The sequence below is a fragment of the Pseudarthrobacter oxydans genome (assembly GCF_034258515.1).
Taxonomy (GTDB): Bacteria; Actinomycetota; Actinomycetes; order Actinomycetales; family Micrococcaceae; genus Arthrobacter.
In genome coordinates, this window is record NZ_CP139438.1 from 2,808,025 (window position 1) to 2,829,458 (window position 21,434).

Sequence of the window (21,434 nt, forward strand, 5' to 3'; positions counted from 1 at the left end):
TCATTCCCTGTAGTCCGGATCCGCGAGCAGGGCGCTGGTGGCGCGTTCCTTGCCGTTGAGGTCCAGATGCGTCCTGATTCCGGTCCAGTTCCCTGCCCTGGCCAGCATGGCCGAGATCCAGCCCGCCTGGACTTCCGCGTGTTCCATCACGAAGTAGCCGCCGGGCCGCAGGAGGCGGGCCGCGGAGGCAGCGGCCGCCGTCGGAAGTTCCATCCCGTCCGCTCCCCCGCCGTACAGCGCTTCGGGCGGATCGTGGAGGGCGACTTCGGGTTCGTTGGGGATGGCTTCGGCGGGGATGTAGGGCGGGTTGGACACCACCACGTCGAAAGTTCCGTTGAGCTCCGGCAGCGCGTCCCGCAGGTCCCCCTGGACGAGGTTGATGCCCAGGGGCGCCAGGTTCCTTGCAGCCCAGGCGTGGGCGAGGGGGCTGAACTCCACCGCGTGGACTTCGGCGCCGGGCACCTCGTGGGCGATGGAGCCGGCGATGGCGCCGGATCCGGTACCAAGGTCCACAATGCGCGGGTGCGGCACGCCGATGACGTGGTCGATCACCAACTGCACCACGGACTCGGTCTCCGGGCGGGGAATGAAGACCCCCGGCCCCACGGCCAGTTCGAGGTAGCGGAAATGCGCCACACCGGTGATGTGCTGCAGCGGCGTCCTGCCGGCACGCTCCGCCACGAGGGCCGCATAGCCTTCCGGCGCTGGAGTATCGCCAAGCATCATGGCGCGGAGGCGGCCGAGCCCGACACTCAGGAGGTGGTCGGCGAGCAGTTCGGCGTCCACGCGGGGGCTGGGCACGCCGGCGTCCCGGAGGATGGCTGTTGCCTCGGCGACGGCATCCGCAAGCGACTGGCCTGGCTCAAGTGTCATGTCTGGGATGTGCCGGAAGGACTAATCGCCGATGGCGTCCAGGCGAGCCTGTTCGTCCATCTCAATTGCGGACTGGATGACGGGTTCCAGGTCGCCGTTCATCACCTGGTCCAGGTTGTATGCCTTGTAGCCGGTGCGGTGGTCCGCGATGCGGTTTTCCGGGTAGTTGTACGTGCGGATGCGCTCCGAGCGGTCCATGGTGCGGATCTGCGACTTCCGCTGGGCCGAGTTCTCGGCGTCGATCTGCTCCTGCTGGTGAGCCAGGATGCGTGCCCGCAGCACGCGCATGCCGGCTTCACGGTTCTGCAGCTGCGACTTCTCGTTCTGCATGGCCACCACGATTCCGGTGGGAAGGTGGGTAATGCGCACGGCAGAGTCCGTGGTGTTGACCGACTGGCCGCCCGGGCCGGAAGACCGGTAGACATCGATCTTGAGGTCGTTCTGGTTGATCTCAAGCTCTTCGGGCTCGTCCACCTCGGGGAGGACCAGCACGCCGGCCGCCGAGGTGTGGATGCGGCCCTGGGATTCGGTGACGGGAACGCGCTGGACGCGGTGTACGCCGCCCTCGAACTTCAGGCGGGCGTAAACGCCCTCGGCAGGATCGTTCGAGTTGCCCTTCACGGCCACCTGGACGTCCTTGTAGCCGCCAAGGTCGGATTCCGTGGCGGAAATGATTTCGGTTTTCCAGCCGCGCGATTCCGCGTACCGGGTGTACATGCGCAGCAGGTCGCCGGCAAAGAGCGCAGCCTCGTCGCCGCCCTCACCGCCCTTGACTTCAAGGATGACGTTGCGGGCGTCGTCAGGATCCCGCGGAATGAGCAGCCGCCGCAGCTTGGCCGCGGCGGTTTCCAGAGCGGCCTCAAGCTCGGGAACCTCGGCAGCAAATTCGGGGTCCTCCCCCGCCATTTCCTTGGCGGCAGCAAGGTCATCCCGGATGGCCTCCCACTTGTGGTAGGCCTCAACAATGCCATTAAGCTGAGCCGACCGCCGCCCCAGCTTCCGGGCAAGCCGCTGGTCAGCATAAACAGCAGGATCCCCCAGCTGCGCCTGGATGGAGTCATGCTCATCAAGCAGGCCCTGTACGGACTCAAACATTTAAAACCTCTTTCGACTTGTACAAGTCTAGTTACTGCAACGCGGGGTCAGTTAACGCCCAATCCAGGGCTCCCGGAGGGCCAAAAGTGACCCCGCGTCGCGTCTCTTGGTGCGGAACCGTTAACGACGAACCGCTCAAAATATGCCGGCCAGGGAGCAGTCGATGACTCCCAACCTTCGCAAGCTCAGGTCGGGGCCCTCGTCATCTCCCTTACGGGCCTGCCGGAGCCGGGTGGCTTGGGATCGTAGATCGCAAGCCACCCGGCGTAGGGGCGGGGCCGGCATATTTTGAGCGGTGACTCAGCTACTTGTCGTTATCCGACTTCGCACCAAGCGTCGTCTTCTGGACCTGCATGAGGAACTCGACGTTGCTCTGGGTTTCCCGGATCTTGTTGGTCAGCAGTTCAAGGCTCTGCTGGGTCTCGAGTCCGGAGAGGACGCGGCGCAGCTTCCACATGATCTTGACTTCCTCGGGCGAGAGCAGGTTCTCTTCACGGCGGGTGCCGGACGCGTTGACGTCCACGGCCGGGAAGATGCGCTTGTCAGCCAGCTGGCGGGACAGGCGGAGCTCCATGTTGCCGGTGCCCTTGAACTCTTCGAAGATGACCTCGTCCATCTTGGAACCGGTCTCTACGAGCGCGGTGGCCAGGATGGTGAGCGAGCCGCCGTTTTCGATATTGCGGGCTGCACCGAAGAAACGCTTGGGCGGGTACAGTGCCGCGGAGTCGACACCACCGGACAGGATGCGGCCCGAGGCCGGTGCCGCCAGGTTGTAGGCACGGCCCAGGCGGGTCATGGAGTCCAGGAGGACCACAACGTCCATGCCCATTTCCACGAGGCGCTTGGCGCGTTCGATGGAAAGTTCGGCCACGGTGGTGTGGTCGTCGGCAGGACGGTCGAAGGTGGAGGCAATGACCTCGCCCTTGACGGTGCGCTGCATGTCCGTGACTTCTTCGGGGCGTTCGTCAACCAGCACCATCATGAGGTGGACCTCAGGGTTGTTGGTGGTGATCGCGTTGGCGATGGACTGCAGGATGAGCGTCTTTCCGGCCTTCGGCGGCGAGACGATCAGGCCACGCTGGCCCTTGCCGATCGGCGCCACGAGGTCGATGACACGGGGGCCGATCTTCTTGGGATCGGTCTCCAGGCGCAGGCGCTCGGACGGGTAGAGCGGAACCAGCTTGGCGAACTCGACGCGGTCCTTGAGCTCTTCCGGCGTCTTGCCATTGACGGAAGTGACGCGGACCAGGGCGTTGAACTTCTGGCGTGCGGACTGCTGGCTGCGGTCTTCGCCATCGCGGGGCGCCCGGATGGCGCCGACGACGGCGTCACCCTTGCGGAGGTTGTACTTCTTGACCTGGGCCAGGGAGACGTAGACGTCGTTGGGGCCCGGCAGGTAACCGGAGGTACGGATGAACGCGTAGTTCTCCAGGACGTCCAAAATGCCGGCTACCGGCAGGAGGACATCGTCCTCGGTGACCTCAACGTCGTCGACATCCGGACCCTGGGCGCGGCCGCGGCGGCGGTCATTGCGGTCGCGGAAGCGGTCATTGCGGGAGTTGTCCCGGTCCTGGCCGCCCGAGCGGTCATTGCGATCGTTCCGGTCGCGCCGGTTACGGCGGTTGCGGCGGCTGCCGCCGTCGGAGTCGTCACTGTCGCGGCTGTCCTCGCGGCGGGACCCTTCGCGCTGGCCGGCCTCGCGGCTGCCTGCGTTGTCACGGCCGCCCTCGGCGCCTTCACGCGGGCCGCCGTCGCGGCCGCGGGTGCGGCCGCCTTCACGGCGGTCGGTGCGCTGGCCTGCATCGCCCTCAGCCGGAGCTTCGGTGCGCTGTTCTGACGTCCGCAGTTCTGAGGTGCGCTGTTCCGCGGCCTGTGCTGCGGGGCGCTGTTCGACGTCGGCCTGCACGGCAGGAGCCTCGGCGGCCTCCGCACCCTGGGGTGCTGCGGCGGCAGCTTCGCCGCGGCGGCGGTTACGGGTGCGCGGCTGGCGGCGCTCGGTGGCGCCTTCAGTTGCTTCGGGAGCCTCCGCAGGCGCTTCCACCGGTGCGGCGGGGCCCGTTTCGGCAGCAGCGGGCTCAGCGGCGGCCGGTGCCACCACTCCGTCGCTCACTGCGCGGCGGCTGCGGCCACGGCGGGCGCGGGTGCCTTCAGCGGGCGCTTCCGGAGTCTCAGCCGGAGCGGCGGCAGCCGGGGCGGAGACGGCCGGGGCGGCAATGCTCTCGGCCCGCTTCTCGGTTGCCTTGGCAGGAGCCTTGGTCAACGGGGTGCCGGCGCGATGGGCGGAAATGGCTGAGACCAGGTCCCCCTTGCGCATCCGGGAACCGCCGGAAATACCGAGCTGGCTGGCAAGTGCCTGCAGCTGGGCGAGCTTAAGGCCTGCGAGGCCACTGCTCTTGGCGGGTGCGGCCGGCGATTCGGCAGCAGAAGATGATAGTTCCACAGCTGGCGACAGCTCAGTGGTTTCGGTCACGAAGGATCCTTCCCCCTCGACGGCGTCCAGACGAGGAGCTGGACGCGATGATTTGATCTGGGCTGCAGTTCAGATCTGCAGCCGGATTGTTCGGCCTTGCCGGTTGGAGATCGGCCAGCAGGGCCGGATACTGATTCACCTTCCACTCCGCCCGTGGCGGAGGGATGGGCTGACGCATCAGGGGCAGCTTTATAGCTACAGATTCCTGCGACAGACCAAGCAGGCGGCACCGGAATAGATTGCGCAGTAGGAGATCAAATCGCAAATGAATGCTGGAGGAGATCAGATAGGCGGAATTACCGCCGGTGCATCTCCACCTTAGCACCTTCAACGTCCACTGCCAGCTTCAGCACCCGCCATGCCATATCCGGCGTGTTGGCTGCGATGAAGTCCTCGATGAAAGCCACAACGGCGGCAGCCTCAGCCTCGCCGTCAGCCAGGACCAGCACGGTGGGCCCGGCGCCCGAAACGACGGCGGCATATCCTGCCGTGCGCAGCGCCCCGATCAGCGCTGCGGACGGGCGCATGGCCTCCGCCCGGTAGCTCTGGTGCAGGTAGTCCTCGGTGCCGGCCAGCAGGAATTCTGGTTTGGCCGTCAGTGCGTGGATCAGCAGCGCGGCGCGGCCGGCGTTCATTGCGGCCGCGTGGTGGCCCACCGAGGCCGGCAAGAGGGCCCGCGCCGCCTCCGTGGAAAGTTCGAAGTCAGGCACCGCCACAACGGGGATGACCGATTCCGACACCGTTGCCCGCGTGCTGCTGTACTGGTCATTGTTCTGCCAGGACAATGCCAGTCCGCCGAAAATGGCGGGTGCGACGTTGTCCGGGTGGCCCTCCATCTCGGACGTGAGCTGGAGGATCCAGTCCTTCCCGCGGCGGGCAGCCTCAGGAACCAGGGCATTGGCTGCGGTCACGGCAGCTACCACTGCCGACGCCGAGGACCCGAGCCCCCGCCCGTGCGGGTTGACGTTGTCCGCCGTGATCCGAAGCCCCTCGTGCCGGAAGCCCAGGCGGTGCAGGGCCTCCGTGAGGGCCCTGACCACCAGGTGGCTGGCATCGCGGGGAAGTGTTTCAGCCCCCTCGCCGCTGAGGTCGAAGTGCAGCTCGCCACTGCCCAGGGTTTCCACCGTCAGGGTGTCGTGCAGCGACAGGGCGAGCCCCAGGCTGTCGTACCCGGGGCCCAGGTTCGCGCTGGTGGCGGGCACGCGAACGGTCACCAGCTGGCCGGCCGGGACTGCCGGCGCAGCTGCTGCGGACTCGGCAGGCACAGTGAGGGTGGTTTCCACGGTTATTTGTCTTCCAGTCCCAGTTCGGCTGCAACCGTGACGACGTCGTTGGGTACCTTGACCGGCTGCACATCGCTCCCGTCCTCGGTGCGCAGGGCCCACTGGGGGTCCTTGAGGCCGTGGCCCGTAACGGTGATGACGATCGTCTTGCCCGACGGGACTTCACCGGCGGCGTGCTTTTTCAGCAGCCCGGCCACGCCTGCGGCGGATCCGGGCTCCACGAAAACGCCCTCGCGTGCGGACAGCCAGCGGTGCGCATTCAGGATTTCCTCATCCGTGACTGCGTCAATCAGTCCGCCGGACTCGTCACGGGCGCCAATGGCGCCGTCCCAGGAGGCGGGGTTGCCGATCCGGATGGCCGTGGCAATGGTGTCCGGTTCGGTGATGGGGTGGCCGGCGACGAAGGGGGCCGCGCCAGCCGCCTGGAAACCCCACATGGCCGGGGTCTTGGTGGAGACGGCGGGAAGGGTGCCGGCCGTTTCGGACTCGAAGGGAGCGGAGTACTCCTTGTAGCCCTTCCAGTAAGCGGTGATGTTTCCGGCGTTGCCGACCGGCAGGACGTGGATGTCCGGAGCGTCGCCCAGCGCGTCGACGATTTCGAAGGCACCGGTCTTTTGGCCCTGGATGCGGGCCGGGTTGACTGAGTTCACCAGGAACACAGGGTAGGACTCCCCCAGCTTCCGGGCGATGTCCAGGCAGTTGTCGAAGTTGCCGTCCACCTGTAGCAGCGTGGCGCCGTGGGCGATGGCCTGGCTGAGCTTGCCCATGGAAATCTTGCCTTCCGGCACCAGGACAGCGCACTTCAGGCCGGCAGCGGTGGCGTAGGCGGCAGCAGAGGCGGAGGTGTTACCGGTGGAGGCGCAGACTACAGCCTTTGCCCCGGAGGCGACGGCGGCGGTCATGGCCATGGTCATGCCGCGGTCCTTGAAGGAACCCGTGGGGTTCATGCCCTCAACCTTCAGGTACACCTCGGAACCGGTGAGCTCGGAAAGCTTCTGCGCGCGCACCAGCGGTGTGCCGCCTTCGCCAAGGGTGATGACCCTGGTGGATTCCGTCACGGGCAGACGGTCAGCGTATTCGCGGATGACGCCGCGCCATTGGTGAGCCACTTAGACTCCTTCTACCCGCAGAACGGATGTAACTGAATTGATGACGTCCAGGCCTTTCACGGCCTCGACGGTGGCCGCTAGGGCAGCCTCTGACGCGCGGTGGGTGACGATCCGCAGCTCGGCGGATTCCACGTTGGACTCCGCGTCACGGTGGATGGTCTGCCGCATGATCTCGATGGATACGCCGTGCTCGGCGAAGAGCTGGGCAATCCTGGCCAGCACGCCCGGCTGGTCGGCTACGTCGAGCCCGATGTAGTAGCTGGTAACGGCCGCGTCGATCGGCAGCGCCGAAACCTGGCCGGTGGTGGTTTCCGTCCGGCCGGGTCCGCCGAGGACCAGGCTGCGCGCGGCCGAGACCAGGTCGCCAAGGACAGCGGACGCAGTGGGGGTACCGCCGGCTCCCTGTCCGTAGAACATCAGTTCGCCGGCATTCTCGGCTTCGATGAACACCGCGTTGAAGGCGCCGCGGACGGCGGCCAGCGGGTGCTCCCGGGGAAGCAGCGTGGGGTGCACGCGCACGGAGACGCCCTCGCCGCCGTCGGCATCCGTGCCTGCTGCGGGAAGCTTCTCCGCAATCGCCAGCAGCTTGATGACAAAGCCGGCGTCCTTGGCCGCGGCGATATCCGCCGCAGTGACCGAGGTGATCCCTTCGCAGTGGACGTTTTCCAGGGCAAACCGGGTGTGGAAGGAGAGCGAGGCAAGGATGGCGGCCTTGGCGGCGGCATCGTGGCCTTCGACATCGGCAGTGGGGTCCGCCTCGGCGTAGCCAAGGCGCTGCGCTTCGGCGAGGGCATCGGCGAACTGGGCTCCGGTGCTGTCCATCTGGTCAAGGATGAAATTGGTGGTTCCGTTGACGATGCCCAGGACGCGCGTGATCCGGTCGCCGGCGAGACTGTCGCGGATGGGACGCAGGATGGGGATGGCACCGGCGACGGCGGCCTCATAGGAGAGCTGGACGCCCGCCTTGTCAGCCTCCTCGTGCAGGGTGGGGCCGTCCTGCGCCACGAGCGCCTTGTTGCCCGTGACAACGCAGGCACCGTTGCGAAGGGCAGAAAGGATCAGCGTGCGGGCCGGCTCTATGCCGCCCATCAGCTCGATCACCAGGTCCGCGTCCTTGACCAGCGTCTCGGCGTCGGTGGTGAAGAGCTCCTGCGGCAGGTCCACGTCGCGGGGGGCATTGACGTTGCGCACGGCGATGCCGCTCAACTGCAGCTTCGCGCCCGTGCGGGCGGCAAGGGTGTCGGCGTCCTCAATGAGGATCCGCGCAACCTGGGCCCCAACGTTGCCGCAGCCCAGCAGGGCTACTTTCAGGGTTCGCAATTCCGTCATTCAGGCTCCCATGTCGCGGTTCAGCAGATCTTCTTCGGTTTCCCCGCGGACAATCAGCCGGGCAGATCCGTCGCGCACCGCGACAACGCCCGGCCGGGCCAGATAGTTGTAGTTGCTTGACAGGGCCCAGCAGTAGGCGCCGGTCCCCGGTACAGCAAGCAGATCACCGGCTGCCACGTCCTCGGGCAGATATACATCTCTAACAACTATGTCGCCGCTCTCGCAATGTTTGCCCACCACGCGGGACAGCTGCGGAGCCGCCGCGGACGCGCGGGAGGCCAGAATTGCGGAGTAATCGGCGTCGTAGAGCACGGGCCGGGCGTTGTCGCTCATGCCGCCGTCCACCGAAACATACCGGCGCGGATACGTAACGTTGTTGCCTCCGTCACTGGCTCCGGAGGGGGCCGGCGCGTCCACGCGCACGGTTTTGATCGTCCCCGCTTCGTAAAGGGTGAAGGTGGTGCTGCCCACGATGGCGCGTCCGGGTTCGATGGAGATGCGGGGCGAGTCAATGCCCAGTGCTGCGCAGGTGGAACGGACGACGGCGGCCATCGCCTCCGCGATCTCGGCTGCGGGGCGGGGGGTGTCCACCGGGGTATAGGCGATGCCGTAGCCGCCGCCGAGGTCCAGCTCCGGAAGGACAATGGAGTACTTTTCCTGCATGGCGGCGAGGAAGCGAAGGAGCTTCTCGGCAGCCATCGCGAAGCCGTCCGGCTCGAAGATCTGGGATCCGATGTGGCAGTGCAGTCCCAGCAGTTCAATGCCCGGGTGCGCGGCAGCGGCTGCCACTGCTTCTTCGGCAGCGGACAGCCCGGCCTGTTCGGTGGTGTCCGCCGCCATGGAGAGGCCGAACTTCTGGTCCTCGTGGGCCGTGGCAATGAATTCGTGGGTATGCGCGTGGACCCCGGGCGTGAGCCGGAGCATGACCTTGGCTTTTTCCCCGCGCAGTTCAGCGATGGCGCCCACCCGGACCAGTTCGCTGAGGCTGTCCACCACAATCCGGCCCAGCTTCATGTCCAGCGCACGGTGGATCTCGCCGTCGGACTTGTTGTTGCCGTGCAGGGCCACGTCGGCGCCGGGAATCCCGGCCTTTGCCGCGACGGCCAGCTCGCCGCCGGACGCAGTGTCCAGCCGCAGCCCCTCCTCCTCGACCCACCGCACCACGGCGGTGCACAGGAATGATTTGCCGGCGTAGTAGACGTCCACTCCCCCGCAGATATCGGCGAACGCATTGTTGAAGGCGTCGCTGAAGGCGCGTGCCCTGGCACGGAAGTCGGTCTCGCTCATGACGAAGAGCGGGGTCCCATATTGCCGCTGGAGCTCGCTGACCGGAATGCCGTCGATGGTGAGTTCACCGGACTCGTTCCTGGCTGCATCCTGTGCCCACATCTTTGGCTCGAGGGCATTCAGGTCCGCAGGGACAGACAGCCAGGCCGGGGCTAGCGGAGAACCGGCAATGGGGTCCTGTGCAGTCATTGGATCACATCCGTTCCGGCGCGGAAACGCCAAGCAGGTCAAGGCCGTTGGCCAGCACCTGGCTCGTGGCGTCGTTGAGCCACAGCCGGGTGCGGTTGACATCCGTCACCGCTTCGTCGCCCATGGGCGCAATGCGGCAGGCGTCATACCAGCGGTGGTAGGCGCCGGCGATGACCTCGAGGTGGCGGGCCACACGGTGCGGCTCGCGCAGTTCGGCGGCCTTGGCCACGATCGAGGGGTAACTGCCCAGGTAGGAAAGCAGCTCGTTCTCGGTGGCGTGGTCCAGCAGCGAGGCGTCGAAGCTGTCTTTGCCGTCCACCTGGCGCTCCACTCCGGCCGCCACGGCGTTCCGGGCAGCACCGCGGGAGCGGGCGTGGGCGTACTGGACGTAGAACACCGGGTTTTCGTTGCTGTGCTTCTTCAGCAGGTCCGGGTCCAGGGTCAGGGGCGAATCTGCGGGGAAGCGTGCCAACGAGTAGCGGACGGCGTCCTTCCCAAGCCAGTCGATCAGGTCCTTGAGCTCAATGATGTTTCCGGCGCGCTTGGACAGCTTCGCTCCGTTAACGGACACCAGCTGCCCGATCAGCACCTCGATGTGGACCTCGGGGTCGTCGCCGGCGCACGCGGCAATCGCCTTGAGCCGGTTGATGTAGCCGTGGTGGTCCGCGCCGAGGAGGTAGATCTTCTCGGTATAGCCGCGGTCCTTCTTGGACAGGTAGTAGGCGGCGTCGGCTGCGAAGTACGTCGGCTCGCCGTTGGCCCGGATCATCACCCGGTCCTTGTCGTCGCCAAAGTCCGTGGTCCGCAGCCAGACCGCGCCGCCGTCGTCGAACACGTGGCCCTGCTCGCGCAGGCGCGCCACTGCACTCTCGATCGCGCCGGCGTCGTGCAGCTCCTGCTCGGAGAAGAACACGTCGAACTCCACGCCGAAGTCCGCAAGGGTGGCCTTGATGTCCTTCATCTGCGCCTCGTAGGCAGCGGCGCGGATCACCGGAAGGGCCGCAACTTCAGTCAGTTCGCGGATGTCCGGGTGCTCCGTCAGCACCTCATGCCCAAGGTCCGCAATGTACTGTCCGGGGTAGCCGCCGTCGGGCACGGGGAGGCCGTGCAGCCGGTTGTAGACGGAGTGTGCGAAGACGTTCATCTGCGTGCCGGCGTCATTGATGTAGTACTCAGCGGTCACATCCGCCCCGGACGCACGCAGCACGCGCGCGATCGAATCCCCCAACGCCGCCCAACGGGTGTGCCCGATATGCAGCGGACCGGTGGGATTGGCCGAGACAAACTCCATGTTCACCGTGTGGCCGGCGAGCGCGGAGTTGGTGCCGTACTGCTTTCCGGCTTCGACAATCACCTTGGCCAGGGCGCCGGCGGCAGCCGCATCCACGGTAATGTTCAGGAACCCCGGCCCCGCGATGTCCACGGCGGCAACGCCGTCGATGGACTTCAGCCGGGCACTGAGGATGGTGGCGAATTCACGCGGGCTGGTGCCGGCCTGCTTGGCAAGCTGCAGGGCAATGTTGGTAGCCCAGTCGCCGTGGTCCCGGTTCTTGGGTCGCTCCACGCGCACCTCATCAGGGACAGCTGATGCTGCAAGGGCGATGTCACCGGCGGCGACAGCATCCTTCAGGCAGGCGGATATGGCGAGGGAGAGTTCTTCGGGAGTCACCCTTCTAGACTACCGGGGGCCGGTCACAGCAAAGGAATCCAGGGCGCTTCCTGCACCCTGTCGATCCACAGGAAACCGGAAATCTTCGCACGGGTTGAACCAATACGCTGGCTTTTGCGTTGACAACACAGTAAGCACTGAGCAGATCCCTTCCTGCGTCCCCTGATGAAACGAGAACCCTGATGAGACCCTCAGTCCGTAAAAGTGTTTACGCCGGAGTCGCCGGCCTGTCCCTGGCGGGAGCGGTGGCAGGCTGCGCGCCGTCAGCCGGGAGCAGCACCGCGGCAACCACCCCCTCCACCGGAGCGTCGACAACGGCGGCCGGCGGGGCGGAATACAAGGACGGCACGTACAGCGCCGACGGCACCTATGTGTCGCCCAACGGTACGGAGACAGTGGGCGTCCAGCTCACGCTCGCCGCCGGGACCGTCACGGACGTGCAGATCACCCAGCATCCGTCCAACCCGAATACCCGCAAGTTCCAGGGCGAGTTTGCCGGCGGCATCGCGGCCCAGGTGGTTGGCAGGAACATCGACGAGCTCAATGTGTCCAAGGTTGCGGGCTCTTCCCTCACCAGCGGCGGTTTCAACAAGGCCCTGGAGCAGATCAAGTCGGAGGCCCGGTAGGCCGTGCCGGACGGGGACCGGGAGGACTTTGCGTTTGAGGGGATCGGGACGCGCTGGCAGGTCTCTGCGCCCGGGCTGCTCGGTCCGGCCCTGCGGACCCGCCTCCTGGACGTGGTGGAACGGTTCGACGCCGACTGGTCCCGCTTCCGGGACGATTCCCGCGTCACCGCGATGGCCAGGGAACCCGGCCGGTACGAGTTTCCCGCCGAGGCCGGACCGCTCGGGCTGGTCTACCGCACCCTCTACCAGCTCACCGGCGGGGCCATGACCCCGCTCATCGGCACCAGCCTGGAGCGCCTGGGCTACGACGCCGGCTACTCGCTTCGGCCGTCCGGCTCCCCGCTGCCTGCTCCGGCCTGGGACGACGTACTGGACTGGGCCGGCACCACCCTCACCACGAAGGCTCCTGCCGTCCTGGACATCGGGGCCGCCGGCAAGGGCCTGCTCGTGGATCTGATGGCGGCGGAGCTTGAGGCGGGAGGCGTGGAGGCCTTCATCATCGATGCCGGCGGGGACCTCCTGGCGCGTGGCCCGGATCCCGTTCCGGTGGCATTGGAACACCCCTACAACGAAGCCCAGGCCATCGGGGTGGTGCAGCTGGCCGGCCGGGCACTCTGTGCATCTGCCGCAAACCGGCGCGCCTGGGGCGACGGCCTGCACCACGTCCTGGATGGCAGGACCGGTCGCCCTGTCAGGACCGCCGTGGCCACGTGGACACTGGCGGAAACCACCATGCTGGCCGATGCCCTGGCAACCGCGCTCTTTTTCCTCCCTGGTGGCGAACTCCAGCGGTCTTTCGATTTTTCCTGGTTGACGGTCTTCTCGGACGGAAGCGCCACCCATTCCGCAGGATTTGAAGGGACACTGTTTTCATGAGCCCCGTTGAAGCGCCGGGGGCCGGACCGGCCCTGTCCGTGGCCGGCCTGCTGGATACCGTGCTGGGCCGGTTCACCATGTACCGGCTGATCCTCCTGGTCCTGGCGGCCCTCGCCGGATACAGCCTTCTGCTGGATGCCCTGGGCTGGCTGACTTTCGGCATTCCGGAGATGCTGGCGCACCTGGTCCTCTGCCTTGGGCTGACGTACGCGTCGAACAGGGCGCTCGCAGTGCTGTTCCGGGTACGGCCGCACTCCGAGTCGTCGCTGATCACCGGGCTGCTGCTCTATTTCCTGTTCTGGCCCTCCTTCGCCCCCATGGATGTGGCGGGAGTGGCTTTGGCGTGCGTGCTGGCATCGGCGTCGAAATACGCCCTCGCCTGGCGCGGCCGGCATGTGTTCAACCCCGCCGCAGCCGGCGCGTTCGTCACGGGCCTCACCGGCCTGAATATCGCAACCTGGTGGGCCGCCACGCCGGCCATGCTGTGGCTGCTGGTCCCCGGGATCCTGCTGGTCCTGTACCGCACCCGGAAGTTCCTCATGGCTTCGGTGTTCACCGTTGTTGCCGCCGCGATCATCACTTCCGAACTGATCCAGGCCGGGCTGTCAGCGGGCATGGCCTTGTGGCAGTCCTTTGCCCAGCGGCCGCTGCTGTTCTTTGCGGGGTTCATGCTTACCGAGCCGCTGACGCTGCCGCCGCGGCGCTGGCAGCAGCTGGCGTTGGCTGCAGTGGTAGGTGTTGTTTTCGCGGTCCCCTACAACGTCGGTTTCCTGGCCAACTCTCCGGAGGCGGCGCTCCTGCTGGGCAATCTGCTGGCTTTCCTGGCGGGCCAGCATGGGAGCGTGTCCCTTCGTTTTGCCGGAACCAGGGCGTTGACACCCAGCACTACGGAGTTCTCCTTCGAACCGTCCCGGCCGGTCCGCTTTGTGCCGGGGCAGTACATGGAGCTGGACCTGCCGCAGGTCAAGTCGGACAGGAAGGGACGGCGTCGTGTGTTCAGCCTGACAGGTTCGCCGGACGACCGCCTGGTGAAGTTTGGCGTGCGGACAGCTGAGCCGGTGTCCCCGGCGAAGCGGGTCCTCCTTGCGCTGAAGCCCGGGGACAAAGTGACCGCCACCTCCGTGGGGGGAGACTTTGTCCTCCCCCGGGATCCCCGGAAGCCGGTACTGCTGATTGCCGCCGGAATCGGCATCACGCCTTACCTTTCACACTTGTCTTCGGGAGGACTGCGGGAACGGGACGCTGTCCTCCTCCTCCTTGCCAGGAGCGCCGACGAGATTGCCTATGCGCAGGAACTGCGGGCGGCGGGCATCCGCGTCCTGGTGCGCACTGCGGATGGTTCCGCGCCGCCGCCGGACCTGGCCGCCGCCTCCTGGGACGGCACGCGGCTGGATGGCGAAGCCCTCCGGGCACTGGTCCCGGACATCGCGGAGCGGGACGTTTACGTCTCGGGCTCACCGGCCAGCGTCGCCTCGCTGCGGCGGGCGGCTAAGCAGGCAGGGGCCCGCCGGCTCCACGTGGACTCATTCTCCGGCTACTGATTCCGGCCCGGGACCGCGCACGGGGTGGCGGGGCGGTAGCGATTTTCCCTTGCGGGCCACCTTCCTGCTAAGCTCTAGGACGTCCCGCCAGCAACGGCAGGAAACCCCGGATTGCCCTCGTAGCTCAGGGGATAGAGCGTCTGCCTCCGGAGCAGAAGGTCGTAGGTTCGAATCCTATCGAGGGCACCAGAAGAACCCCGCCACTTCAATGAAGTGTCGGGGTTTTCTGCTCCCATACGCCCGTGCACGCTGCCTGCTTCCGTACGTGAGCCTGCGAAGGATTGTCGGTGCGCCCTCGTAGGCTGAAATCACCAAGTCGAGGGGGTACGCCATGCACGTTCCGTTCTGTTCCATCGTTCCGCCATACCTGTTGAGGCGGTTGGCCAAACAGGGTGCGCCGGAGTTTTCCTCCGCGGCCAGGGCAGCCAAGGAAGCTTTGGGCCATGTGGAGTCGTTCCATTCAGCACGGTCCCAGCCTGTGCCGGGCATTCCGGCAGGCGTCCGCCAGGCGAAGCCGGGACCGTCAACCCGGGCCATCTACGACGCCGGGGGCTCAGAGACCCTCCCCGGCAGGCTGGTCCGCAAGGAGGGTGAAGCCGCCACGGATGACCCTGCCGTCGATGAGGCCTACGACGGGCTGGGCCACACGCACCGCCTGTACGCGGACGTGTTCGGACGCAACTCCATCGACGGACGCGGGCTGCCGCTGGACGCAACGGTCCACTTCGGCAAGCTGTACGACAACGCCTTTTGGGACGGCAAACAGATGGTCTTCGGCGACGGCGACGGCGAGGTCTTCGAACGGTTCACCCGGTCCCTGAGCGTCATCGGCCACGAACTGGCCCACGGTGTCACCCAGTATTCCGCCGCGCTCGCCTACCGCAACCAGGCGGGGGCCCTTAACGAATCCCTGTCCGACGTCTTTGGCGCACTGGTCGAGCAGTATGTCAAAAACCAGTCCACTGCCGAGGCCAGCTGGCTGATCGGCGAGGGCCTCTTCACAGCCGAAGTGCAAGGCAGCGCCTTGCGTTCCATGAAGGCCCCCGGCACGGCGTACGACGACGACGTGCTGGGCAAGGACCCCCAGCCGGACTCCATGGACGCGTACGTCAAGACGAGCGCAGACAACGGCGGGGTCCACATCAACTCCGGCATCCCCAACCGCGCCTTCTACCTCGTGGCGGAGACGCTCGGGGGAAACGCCTGGGACTCGCCCGGGCGCATCTGGTACGAGACACTCACGGGCGGAACACTGCCTCCCACGGCGACCTTCAGGGTCTTTGCGCGTGCCACGGCCGCATCCGCCGTGGAGCTCTTCGGTTCCGGATCCACCGAGCATGACGCCGTCCGGAAGGCGTGGGAAACTGTGAAGGTCAAGCTTTAATGGACGCCTGGCTGCCGTACTTCGGGGCGGCAGCCGGGCTGTAGGGCAAGCCCAAGGACCAGGCCATGAAGATCAGTGTTGAGCGCACCGGAGGAATCGCCGCGATACCACGGGTGTGGACTGTGGAAGCCCAATCCAAGAGCGCCATCAGCCAGTGGCAGCCCATCGTGGAGGCATGCCCGTGGGATTCAGTACCCAGGACCCCGAAGGCAGCTGCCGAGCAGTTTGCGGAAGCCCAACCGGACAGGTTCATCTATTCGATCCGGGCAGGGCAGCGCCGGGCAGCCCTGCCTGAGCAGGCCGTCACCGGACCTTGGCGGATTCTCGTGGACAGTACGCGGGAAGCGGCCGAGGAAATCCGCGCCAAACAACGCCGCAACGGACCGGCGCCCGGCTAGCGTGCAAGGGGCGCTATCCCGCCACAGCCAGTTGGCCGCGGAAAGCGCGGCGGTATGACTGCGGGCTGGTGTCCAGGACCTTGGCGAAGTGGTGCCGCAGCAGGACAGGGTGCCCGAAGCCGGACTCCCTGGCGATTTCTTCGATGTTCAGGTCGGTGGACTCAAGGAGTTCCTGGGCGCGTAGAACACGCTGTGAATTGAGCCAGGCGGCAGGCGTCGCTCCGGTCTCCGACCTGAACCGCCGTGCAAAGGTCCTCGGCGACATGTGGACCCGTGCCGCCAGTTCGTTCACCGTGTGCTCGCGGTCCAGGTTCTCCACCATCCAGCGCAGCAGTTCCTCCATGGGAGCGGAACCGCAGGCTGGCATTGGCCGGTCGATGAACTGCGCCTGGCCGCCGTCACGGTGCGGGGGAACCACCATGTCCCTGGCGATCGCGGCCGCCACCTGCGCCCCCAGTTCGACGCGCACAAGGTGCAGGCACGCATCGATCCCGGCGGCGGTGCCTGCGGAAGTGATGATGTTGCCGTCCTGCACGTAGAGGACGTTTTCGTCCACCTGTACGCGCGGATACTCTGCAGCCAGTTGGCCTGAGTAGTGCCAGTGGGTGGTGCAGCGGCGCCCGTCGAGCAAGCCGGCGCGGGCCAAGGCAAAAGCGCCCGAGCAGATGGACATTACCCAGGCTCCCCTCGCATCGGCAGCCCGGAGCGCCTCGAGGACGGATTCGGGCAACTCGTCGTCCCTGCCGTAGGGCGCCATGATGACCAGGTCCGCATCGTCGGTTGCCTCAAGTCCCAGGCCGACGTTCAGGGACAGGCCGGACTTGAGCCGGACGTTACCAGGCTGCGGCGTGCAGACGCGGAAGTCGAAGGCCGGGACGCCGCTCCCCCGGCCGGATCTGTCAATACCGAAGACCTCGCAGGCAGTACCGAACTCGAATATCGAGAAGTTGGGAACCACTATGAGAGCCACTGATTTGAGCATGCTTCCATTGTGGCAGGAATTATAGCTTTTTGGGCCTTTCTGCCACTTTTTCTTGGCTGCGGGGAGGAGAAGCATGGAGTCATGGAAATCCTCATAACCCTCCTCGTCCTCCTGATCCTCCTCGTGGCCGCCGCCACCGTTTCAGCGCTTTTGCGTGACGGCCGGGGGCATACGCCTCCTGTCGAATCCCACGAAGCCTGGTCCGCCCTGGACCTCCCCAGCATCAACTACACGCTCCGCGTCTTCTAGCCGGCAGGACCAAAAGGCGCCGGACAACTGCCGGCAGTACAGACGGGAAGCCCGGGCTCCCGCAGTAGACTGTCAGCAGACATGACACTTCACATCTCCTATCCCGCCGAGCTGCCGGTCTCCGAGCGGCGCGAAGACCTGATGGCAGCCATAGCGGCGAACCAGGTCACCATCATCGCCGGCGAGACCGGTTCCGGTAAGACCACCCAGATACCAAAGATGTGCCTCGAACTTGGCCTGGGCGAAAACGGGCTGATCGGCCACACCCAGCCGCGCAGGCTGGCCGCCCGCACGGTGGCCGAGCGCATCGCCGAGGAACTTGGCGTGGACATCGGCCAGGAGGTGGGCTTCCAGGTCCGCTTCACCGGTGAGGTCAGCCGCGCCACGAAGGTCAAGCTGATGACCGACGGCATCCTGCTTGCAGAAATCCAGCGGGACAAACTGCTGCGCAAGTACAACGCGATCATCATCGACGAGGCCCACGAGCGAAGCCTCAATATCGACTTCATCCTGGGCTACCTCAAGCGGATCCTGCCGCAGCGGCCGGACCTCAAGGTGATCATCACCTCCGCCACCATCGACCCCCAGCGCTTTGCCAACCATTTCGGCACACCGGAAGAACCCGCACCCATTGTCGAGGTCTCCGGGCGGACCTACCCGGTGGAAATCCGGTACCGCCCGCTCTCCCAGCCGCCAGGCGGAGCCGGCCCTGACGACGAGAACGGTTCCGATGACGAACTCGAGGAAGACCGCGATCCGCTTGACGCCGTGTGTGACGCCGTCGACGAACTTGCCCTGGAAGCGCCGGGCGACATCCTGGTGTTCTTTTCCGGCGAGCGAGAAATCCGCGACGCTGCCGAAGCGCTGCAGGCCCGCATCCAGTCCAACCGCCGGCTGGCCGGAACCGAAGTCCTTCCGCTCTTCGCACGGCTGAGCCTGCAGGAACAGCACAAGGTCTTCCACCCCGGCAACAAGCGCAGGATTGTCCTTGCCACCAACGTCGCCGAAACCTCGCTCACGGTTCCAGGCATCAAGTACGTCATCGACACCGGCACCGCCCGCATCTCCCGGTACTCGCACCGCACCAAGGTCCAGCGGCTGCCCATCGAACGGGTCTCGCAGGCGTCCGCCAACCAGCGTTCGGGGCGGTGCGGCCGCGTCTCGGACGGCATCGCCATCCGCCTGTACTCCGAGGAAGACTTCGATTCGCGGCCGCTGTACACCGACCCGGAAATCCTGCGGACCAACCTCGCCGCCGTCATCCTGCAGATGACCGCCATGGGAGTGGCGCGCGGCCCCAAGGACGTCGAAAACTTCCCCTTCGTGGAGCCGCCCGAAACACGGGCCATCAACGACGGCGTCACGCTGCTCCGCGAACTCGGCGCCCTCGCTGCCGCCCGGCCGCAGAACGGCACGGACGGGGCTAAAAGCGGCGGCGGGCTCACCGCCGTCGGGCAGAAGCTCGCCCAGCTGCCGGTGGACCCCCGCCTGGGCCGGATGATCGTGGAGGCGGGCAAACGCGGCTGCGTCCGCGAGGTGATGGTCCTGGCCGCGGCCCTCACCATCCAGGACCCGCGCGAGCGTCCAACAGACAAGCAGCAACTCGCGGCGGAAAAGCACAACCGGTTCAAGGACGAGAACTCGGACTTCACCGGCTTCCTTAACCTCTGGAACTACCTGCAGGAGAAGCAGCAGGAGCTCTCGTCGTCCGCCTTCCGCCGGATGTGCCGGGCCGAGTTCATCAATTACCTCCGGGTCCGGGAGTGGCAGGACCTGTTTGCCCAGCTGCGCCAGCTGGCCCGGCCCCTGGGCATCAGCCTCGACAACAAGCGGCTTGCCGATCCGGTGGGCAACCACGAGGGCATCCACATCAGCCTTCTTTCCGGCCTCCTGAGCCACATCGGCATCCTGGATGAGCGCAAGCGGGAGTATGCCGGAGCCCGCGGCAGCCGGTTCGCCATCTTCCCCGGCTCTGCCCTCTTCAAGAAGTCGCCCACATTCGTGATGGCGGCGGAACTCGTGGAGACCAGCCGCCTCTGGGCGAGGGTGGCTGCGAAGTTCGATCCTGTATGGGCCGAGCAGGTGGCCCCGGACCTGGTGAAGCGCAGCTACAGCGAACCGCACTGGTCCACCCGGCAAGGTTCAGTGATGGCCTACGAAAAGGTCACCCTCTACGGCGTGCCCATCATCGCCCAGCGCAGGATCAACTACGGCAGGGTTGACCCCGTCGTCGCCCGGGAACTCTTCATCCGCCATGCCCTGGTGGAAGGCGACTGGAAAACCCACCACAAGTTCTTCCACCGCAACCGGTCCCTCCTCAATGAGGTGGAGGAACTGGAGGCCAGGATGCGCCGCCGGGACCTCCTGGTGGATGACGAGACGCTGTTCGAGTTCTACGATGCGCGGATCGGACCTGACGTGGTGTCCGAGAGGCACTTCGACAAGTGGTGGAAGGAAGCGCGGCAGAAGAACCCGGACCTCCTGGACTACGACAAATCCCTCCTCCTCAGCGACGACGCGGACGACCTTGACGACTCCGCCTACCCCAAAACGTGGCTGCACAAGGGCTTCGAGCTTCCGCTGAGCTACGAGTTCCACCCGGTGGCTCCGGGTTCGCCGCCCAACCCGTCCGACGGCGTCACGGCCGAGGTGCCGGTGCTGTTCCTTAATCAGCTGGATGACAAGGCCTTCCGCTGGCTCATACCCGGGCAGCGTGTTGAGCTGGTGACGGCCCTGATCAAATCCCTGCCCAAGCAGGTCCGGAAGAACTTCGTTCCCGCCCCGGACGTTGCCCGGCAGGCGGTGGCACTCCTGGAAGCCGATTTCGATCCAGCCGTGGATGAACTCGAACCTTCCCTTGAGCTTGCCCTGCGCCGGATCCGGGGACACGTCATCCCGCCGGGTTCGTGGAACTGGGACGCGGTGCCCCCGCACCTGCGGGTGAGCTTCAAGGTGGTGGACAGCAAGGGCAAAGTCCTGGACGAGGGCAAGGACCTCGCCGCGCTCCAGGAGAAGCTGGCCCCGGCAACGCGGCGGGCCATCGCCGAGTCGCTGGGGGCCACGCCTGCCTCCACCGCGCCCGGCGCCGGCAACGGCAAAAAAGCAGGGAAAACGCGCGACGCCGGATCATCCGCGGCGCGGCAGCCTGCCGAAGTGCCGGGGGCCGGAGCCCCACCCGGCTTCCGGGAACAGGACGGGCTCACCGAATGGACGGTCGGAACGGTCCGGCGCCAGGTCAGCAGCACGGTCAACGGCCATACAGTGACGGGTTACCCGGCACTGGTGGACCAGGGCACGTCGGTGTCACTGCGTGTCTTCCAGACCGCCGAGGAACAGCAGGAGGCAATGCGCGGCGGGGTGGTCAGGCTGCTGGCCCTGCGCGTTCCGGCTCCTGACCGGTACGTGCTGGAGCACCTGAGCAACACGGAGAAACTCACTTTCAGCCAAAACCCGCACGGCTCGGTCTCAAGCCTGATCGCGGACTGCGCCCTGGCCGCCATCGACAAGCTCACGCCCGCGGAACTGCCCTGGGACCGGGAGTCCTTTGACCGGCTGTACGAGGTGGTCCGGGCCGAACTGATCGACACCGTGTTCAGCGTCACCGCCGTGGTGGAACGCATCCTGGCCAGCACCCGGCGGATCGAAAAACAGCTGAAGGGCACCACCAGCCTGGCGCTGATCAGTGCCCTCAACGACATCAAAAGCCAACTGGAACAGCTGGTCTACCCCGGCTTTGTGGCACGGACGGGCTACGCCCAGCTGAGCCAACTCCCCCGGTACCTTACGGCCATTGAGAAGAGGCTGGAACGCCTGCCGGGCAACGTCCAGCGCGACGCCCTGAACATGGCCGCGGTGCAGCGGCTCGAGGACGACTACGACGACGCCGTATCGGCCCTGCTCCCCGGACGGAAGGCCGGCCCTGAGTTAACCCAGGTGCGCTGGATGCTCGAGGAGCTCCGGGTGAGCCTCTTCGCCGTTGAACTCGGAACAGCGTATTCGGTGTCGGAGAAGAGGATCCGCGCCGTGCTCAACAAGGCACTTGCCCCGGCCTAGGCGGAAACCGGGAGCGGGACC

16 protein-coding genes and 1 tRNA gene are annotated in these 21,434 nt (G+C 66.3%); 8 read left to right on the forward strand and 9 right to left on the reverse strand.

Annotated elements, in window-relative coordinates; translation table 11 throughout:
* The 8 genes from prmC to argS all read right to left on the reverse strand — a co-directional run bounded on the left by prmC (position 1) and on the right by argS (position 11,304).
* Complete coding sequence (gene prmC / locus SMD14_RS12685) at positions 1 to 873, reverse strand: peptide chain release factor N(5)-glutamine methyltransferase (protein WP_321213861.1); 873 nt, start codon at positions 871 to 873, stop codon at positions 1 to 3.
* 21 nt (positions 874 to 894) lie between these two features.
* The gene (gene prfA / locus SMD14_RS12690) at positions 895 to 1,968 is read right to left on the reverse strand and encodes a peptide chain release factor 1 (protein ID WP_104998378.1); all 1,074 of its coding nucleotides are present in this window, start codon (positions 1,966 to 1,968) and stop codon (positions 895 to 897) included.
* A 304-nt stretch (positions 1,969 to 2,272) separates the two neighbouring features.
* A complete protein-coding gene (gene rho, locus SMD14_RS12695) occupies positions 2,273 to 4,438 on the reverse strand; it encodes a transcription termination factor Rho (protein WP_321213862.1) in 2,166 nt (721 codons plus the stop codon).
* Between the two features lie 296 nt (positions 4,439 to 4,734).
* Positions 4,735 to 5,721 (reverse strand): homoserine kinase, encoded by a 987-nt coding sequence (gene thrB, locus SMD14_RS12700; protein ID WP_321213863.1) that lies wholly within the window; start codon positions 5,719 to 5,721, stop codon positions 4,735 to 4,737.
* A 2-nt stretch (positions 5,722 to 5,723) separates the two neighbouring features.
* On the reverse strand, positions 5,724 to 6,830 hold the full coding sequence (thrC, locus tag SMD14_RS12705) for a threonine synthase (RefSeq protein WP_321213864.1): 1,107 nt from the start codon (positions 6,828 to 6,830) through the stop codon (positions 5,724 to 5,726).
* On the reverse strand, positions 6,831 to 8,159 hold the full coding sequence (locus tag SMD14_RS12710) for a homoserine dehydrogenase (protein ID WP_157241822.1): 1,329 nt from the start codon (positions 8,157 to 8,159) through the stop codon (positions 6,831 to 6,833).
* Positions 8,160 to 9,635, reverse strand: a complete 1,476-nt coding sequence (gene lysA, locus SMD14_RS12715; RefSeq protein WP_321213865.1) for a diaminopimelate decarboxylase — start codon at positions 9,633 to 9,635, stop codon at positions 8,160 to 8,162.
* Positions 9,636 to 9,639: 4 nt separating this feature from the next.
* On the reverse strand, positions 9,640 to 11,304 hold the full coding sequence (argS, locus tag SMD14_RS12720; protein ID WP_321213866.1) for an arginine--tRNA ligase: 1,665 nt from the start codon (positions 11,302 to 11,304) through the stop codon (positions 9,640 to 9,642).
* 182 nt (positions 11,305 to 11,486) lie between these two features.
* Between argS and SMD14_RS12725 the strand changes: the two genes are divergently transcribed.
* The 6 genes from SMD14_RS12725 (at position 11,487) to SMD14_RS12750 (ending at position 16,129) form a co-directional block, all read left to right on the forward strand.
* The gene (locus SMD14_RS12725; RefSeq protein WP_157241820.1) at positions 11,487 to 11,930 is read left to right on the forward strand and encodes a hypothetical protein; all 444 of its coding nucleotides are present in this window, start codon (positions 11,487 to 11,489) and stop codon (positions 11,928 to 11,930) included.
* A 3-nt stretch (positions 11,931 to 11,933) separates the two neighbouring features.
* Positions 11,934 to 12,806: an FAD:protein FMN transferase gene (locus SMD14_RS12730; RefSeq protein WP_321213867.1), complete on the forward strand. Its 873-nt coding sequence runs from the start codon at positions 11,934 to 11,936 to the stop codon at positions 12,804 to 12,806.
* Positions 12,803 to 14,347: an FAD-dependent oxidoreductase gene (locus tag SMD14_RS12735; RefSeq protein WP_157241819.1), complete on the forward strand. Its 1,545-nt coding sequence runs from the start codon at positions 12,803 to 12,805 to the stop codon at positions 14,345 to 14,347. Before SMD14_RS12730 ends, SMD14_RS12735 begins: the two co-directional genes overlap by 4 nt.
* A 113-nt stretch (positions 14,348 to 14,460) precedes the next feature.
* Positions 14,461 to 14,536 (forward strand) — tRNA-Arg (locus SMD14_RS12740).
* Positions 14,537 to 14,678: 142 nt separating this feature from the next.
* On the forward strand, positions 14,679 to 15,731 hold the full coding sequence (locus SMD14_RS12745; protein WP_321213868.1) for a M4 family metallopeptidase: 1,053 nt from the start codon (positions 14,679 to 14,681) through the stop codon (positions 15,729 to 15,731).
* A gap of 65 nt (positions 15,732 to 15,796) precedes the next feature.
* Complete coding sequence (locus SMD14_RS12750) at positions 15,797 to 16,129, forward strand: protealysin inhibitor emfourin (protein ID WP_104998388.1); 333 nt, start codon at positions 15,797 to 15,799, stop codon at positions 16,127 to 16,129.
* Positions 16,130 to 16,142: 13 nt separating this feature from the next.
* Here the strand turns inward: SMD14_RS12750 and SMD14_RS12755 are convergent, their stop codons facing one another.
* Positions 16,143 to 17,111 carry a helix-turn-helix domain-containing protein gene (locus SMD14_RS12755; protein ID WP_321213869.1) on the reverse strand — a complete coding sequence of 323 codons (969 nt, stop codon included), beginning with the start codon at positions 17,109 to 17,111 and terminating at the stop codon, positions 16,143 to 16,145.
* An 81-nt stretch (positions 17,112 to 17,192) separates the two neighbouring features.
* Here SMD14_RS12755 and SMD14_RS12760 point away from each other — a divergent pair, with 81 nt between their 5' ends.
* Together SMD14_RS12760 and hrpA are read left to right on the forward strand one after the other, a co-directional pair.
* On the forward strand, positions 17,193 to 17,360 hold the full coding sequence (locus SMD14_RS12760) for a hypothetical protein (RefSeq protein ID WP_197432488.1): 168 nt from the start codon (positions 17,193 to 17,195) through the stop codon (positions 17,358 to 17,360).
* Positions 17,361 to 17,441: 81 nt separating this feature from the next.
* Positions 17,442 to 21,413, forward strand: a complete 3,972-nt coding sequence (gene hrpA, locus SMD14_RS12765) for an ATP-dependent RNA helicase HrpA (protein WP_321213870.1) — start codon at positions 17,442 to 17,444, stop codon at positions 21,411 to 21,413.
* Positions 21,414 to 21,434 lie beyond the last annotated feature (21 nt).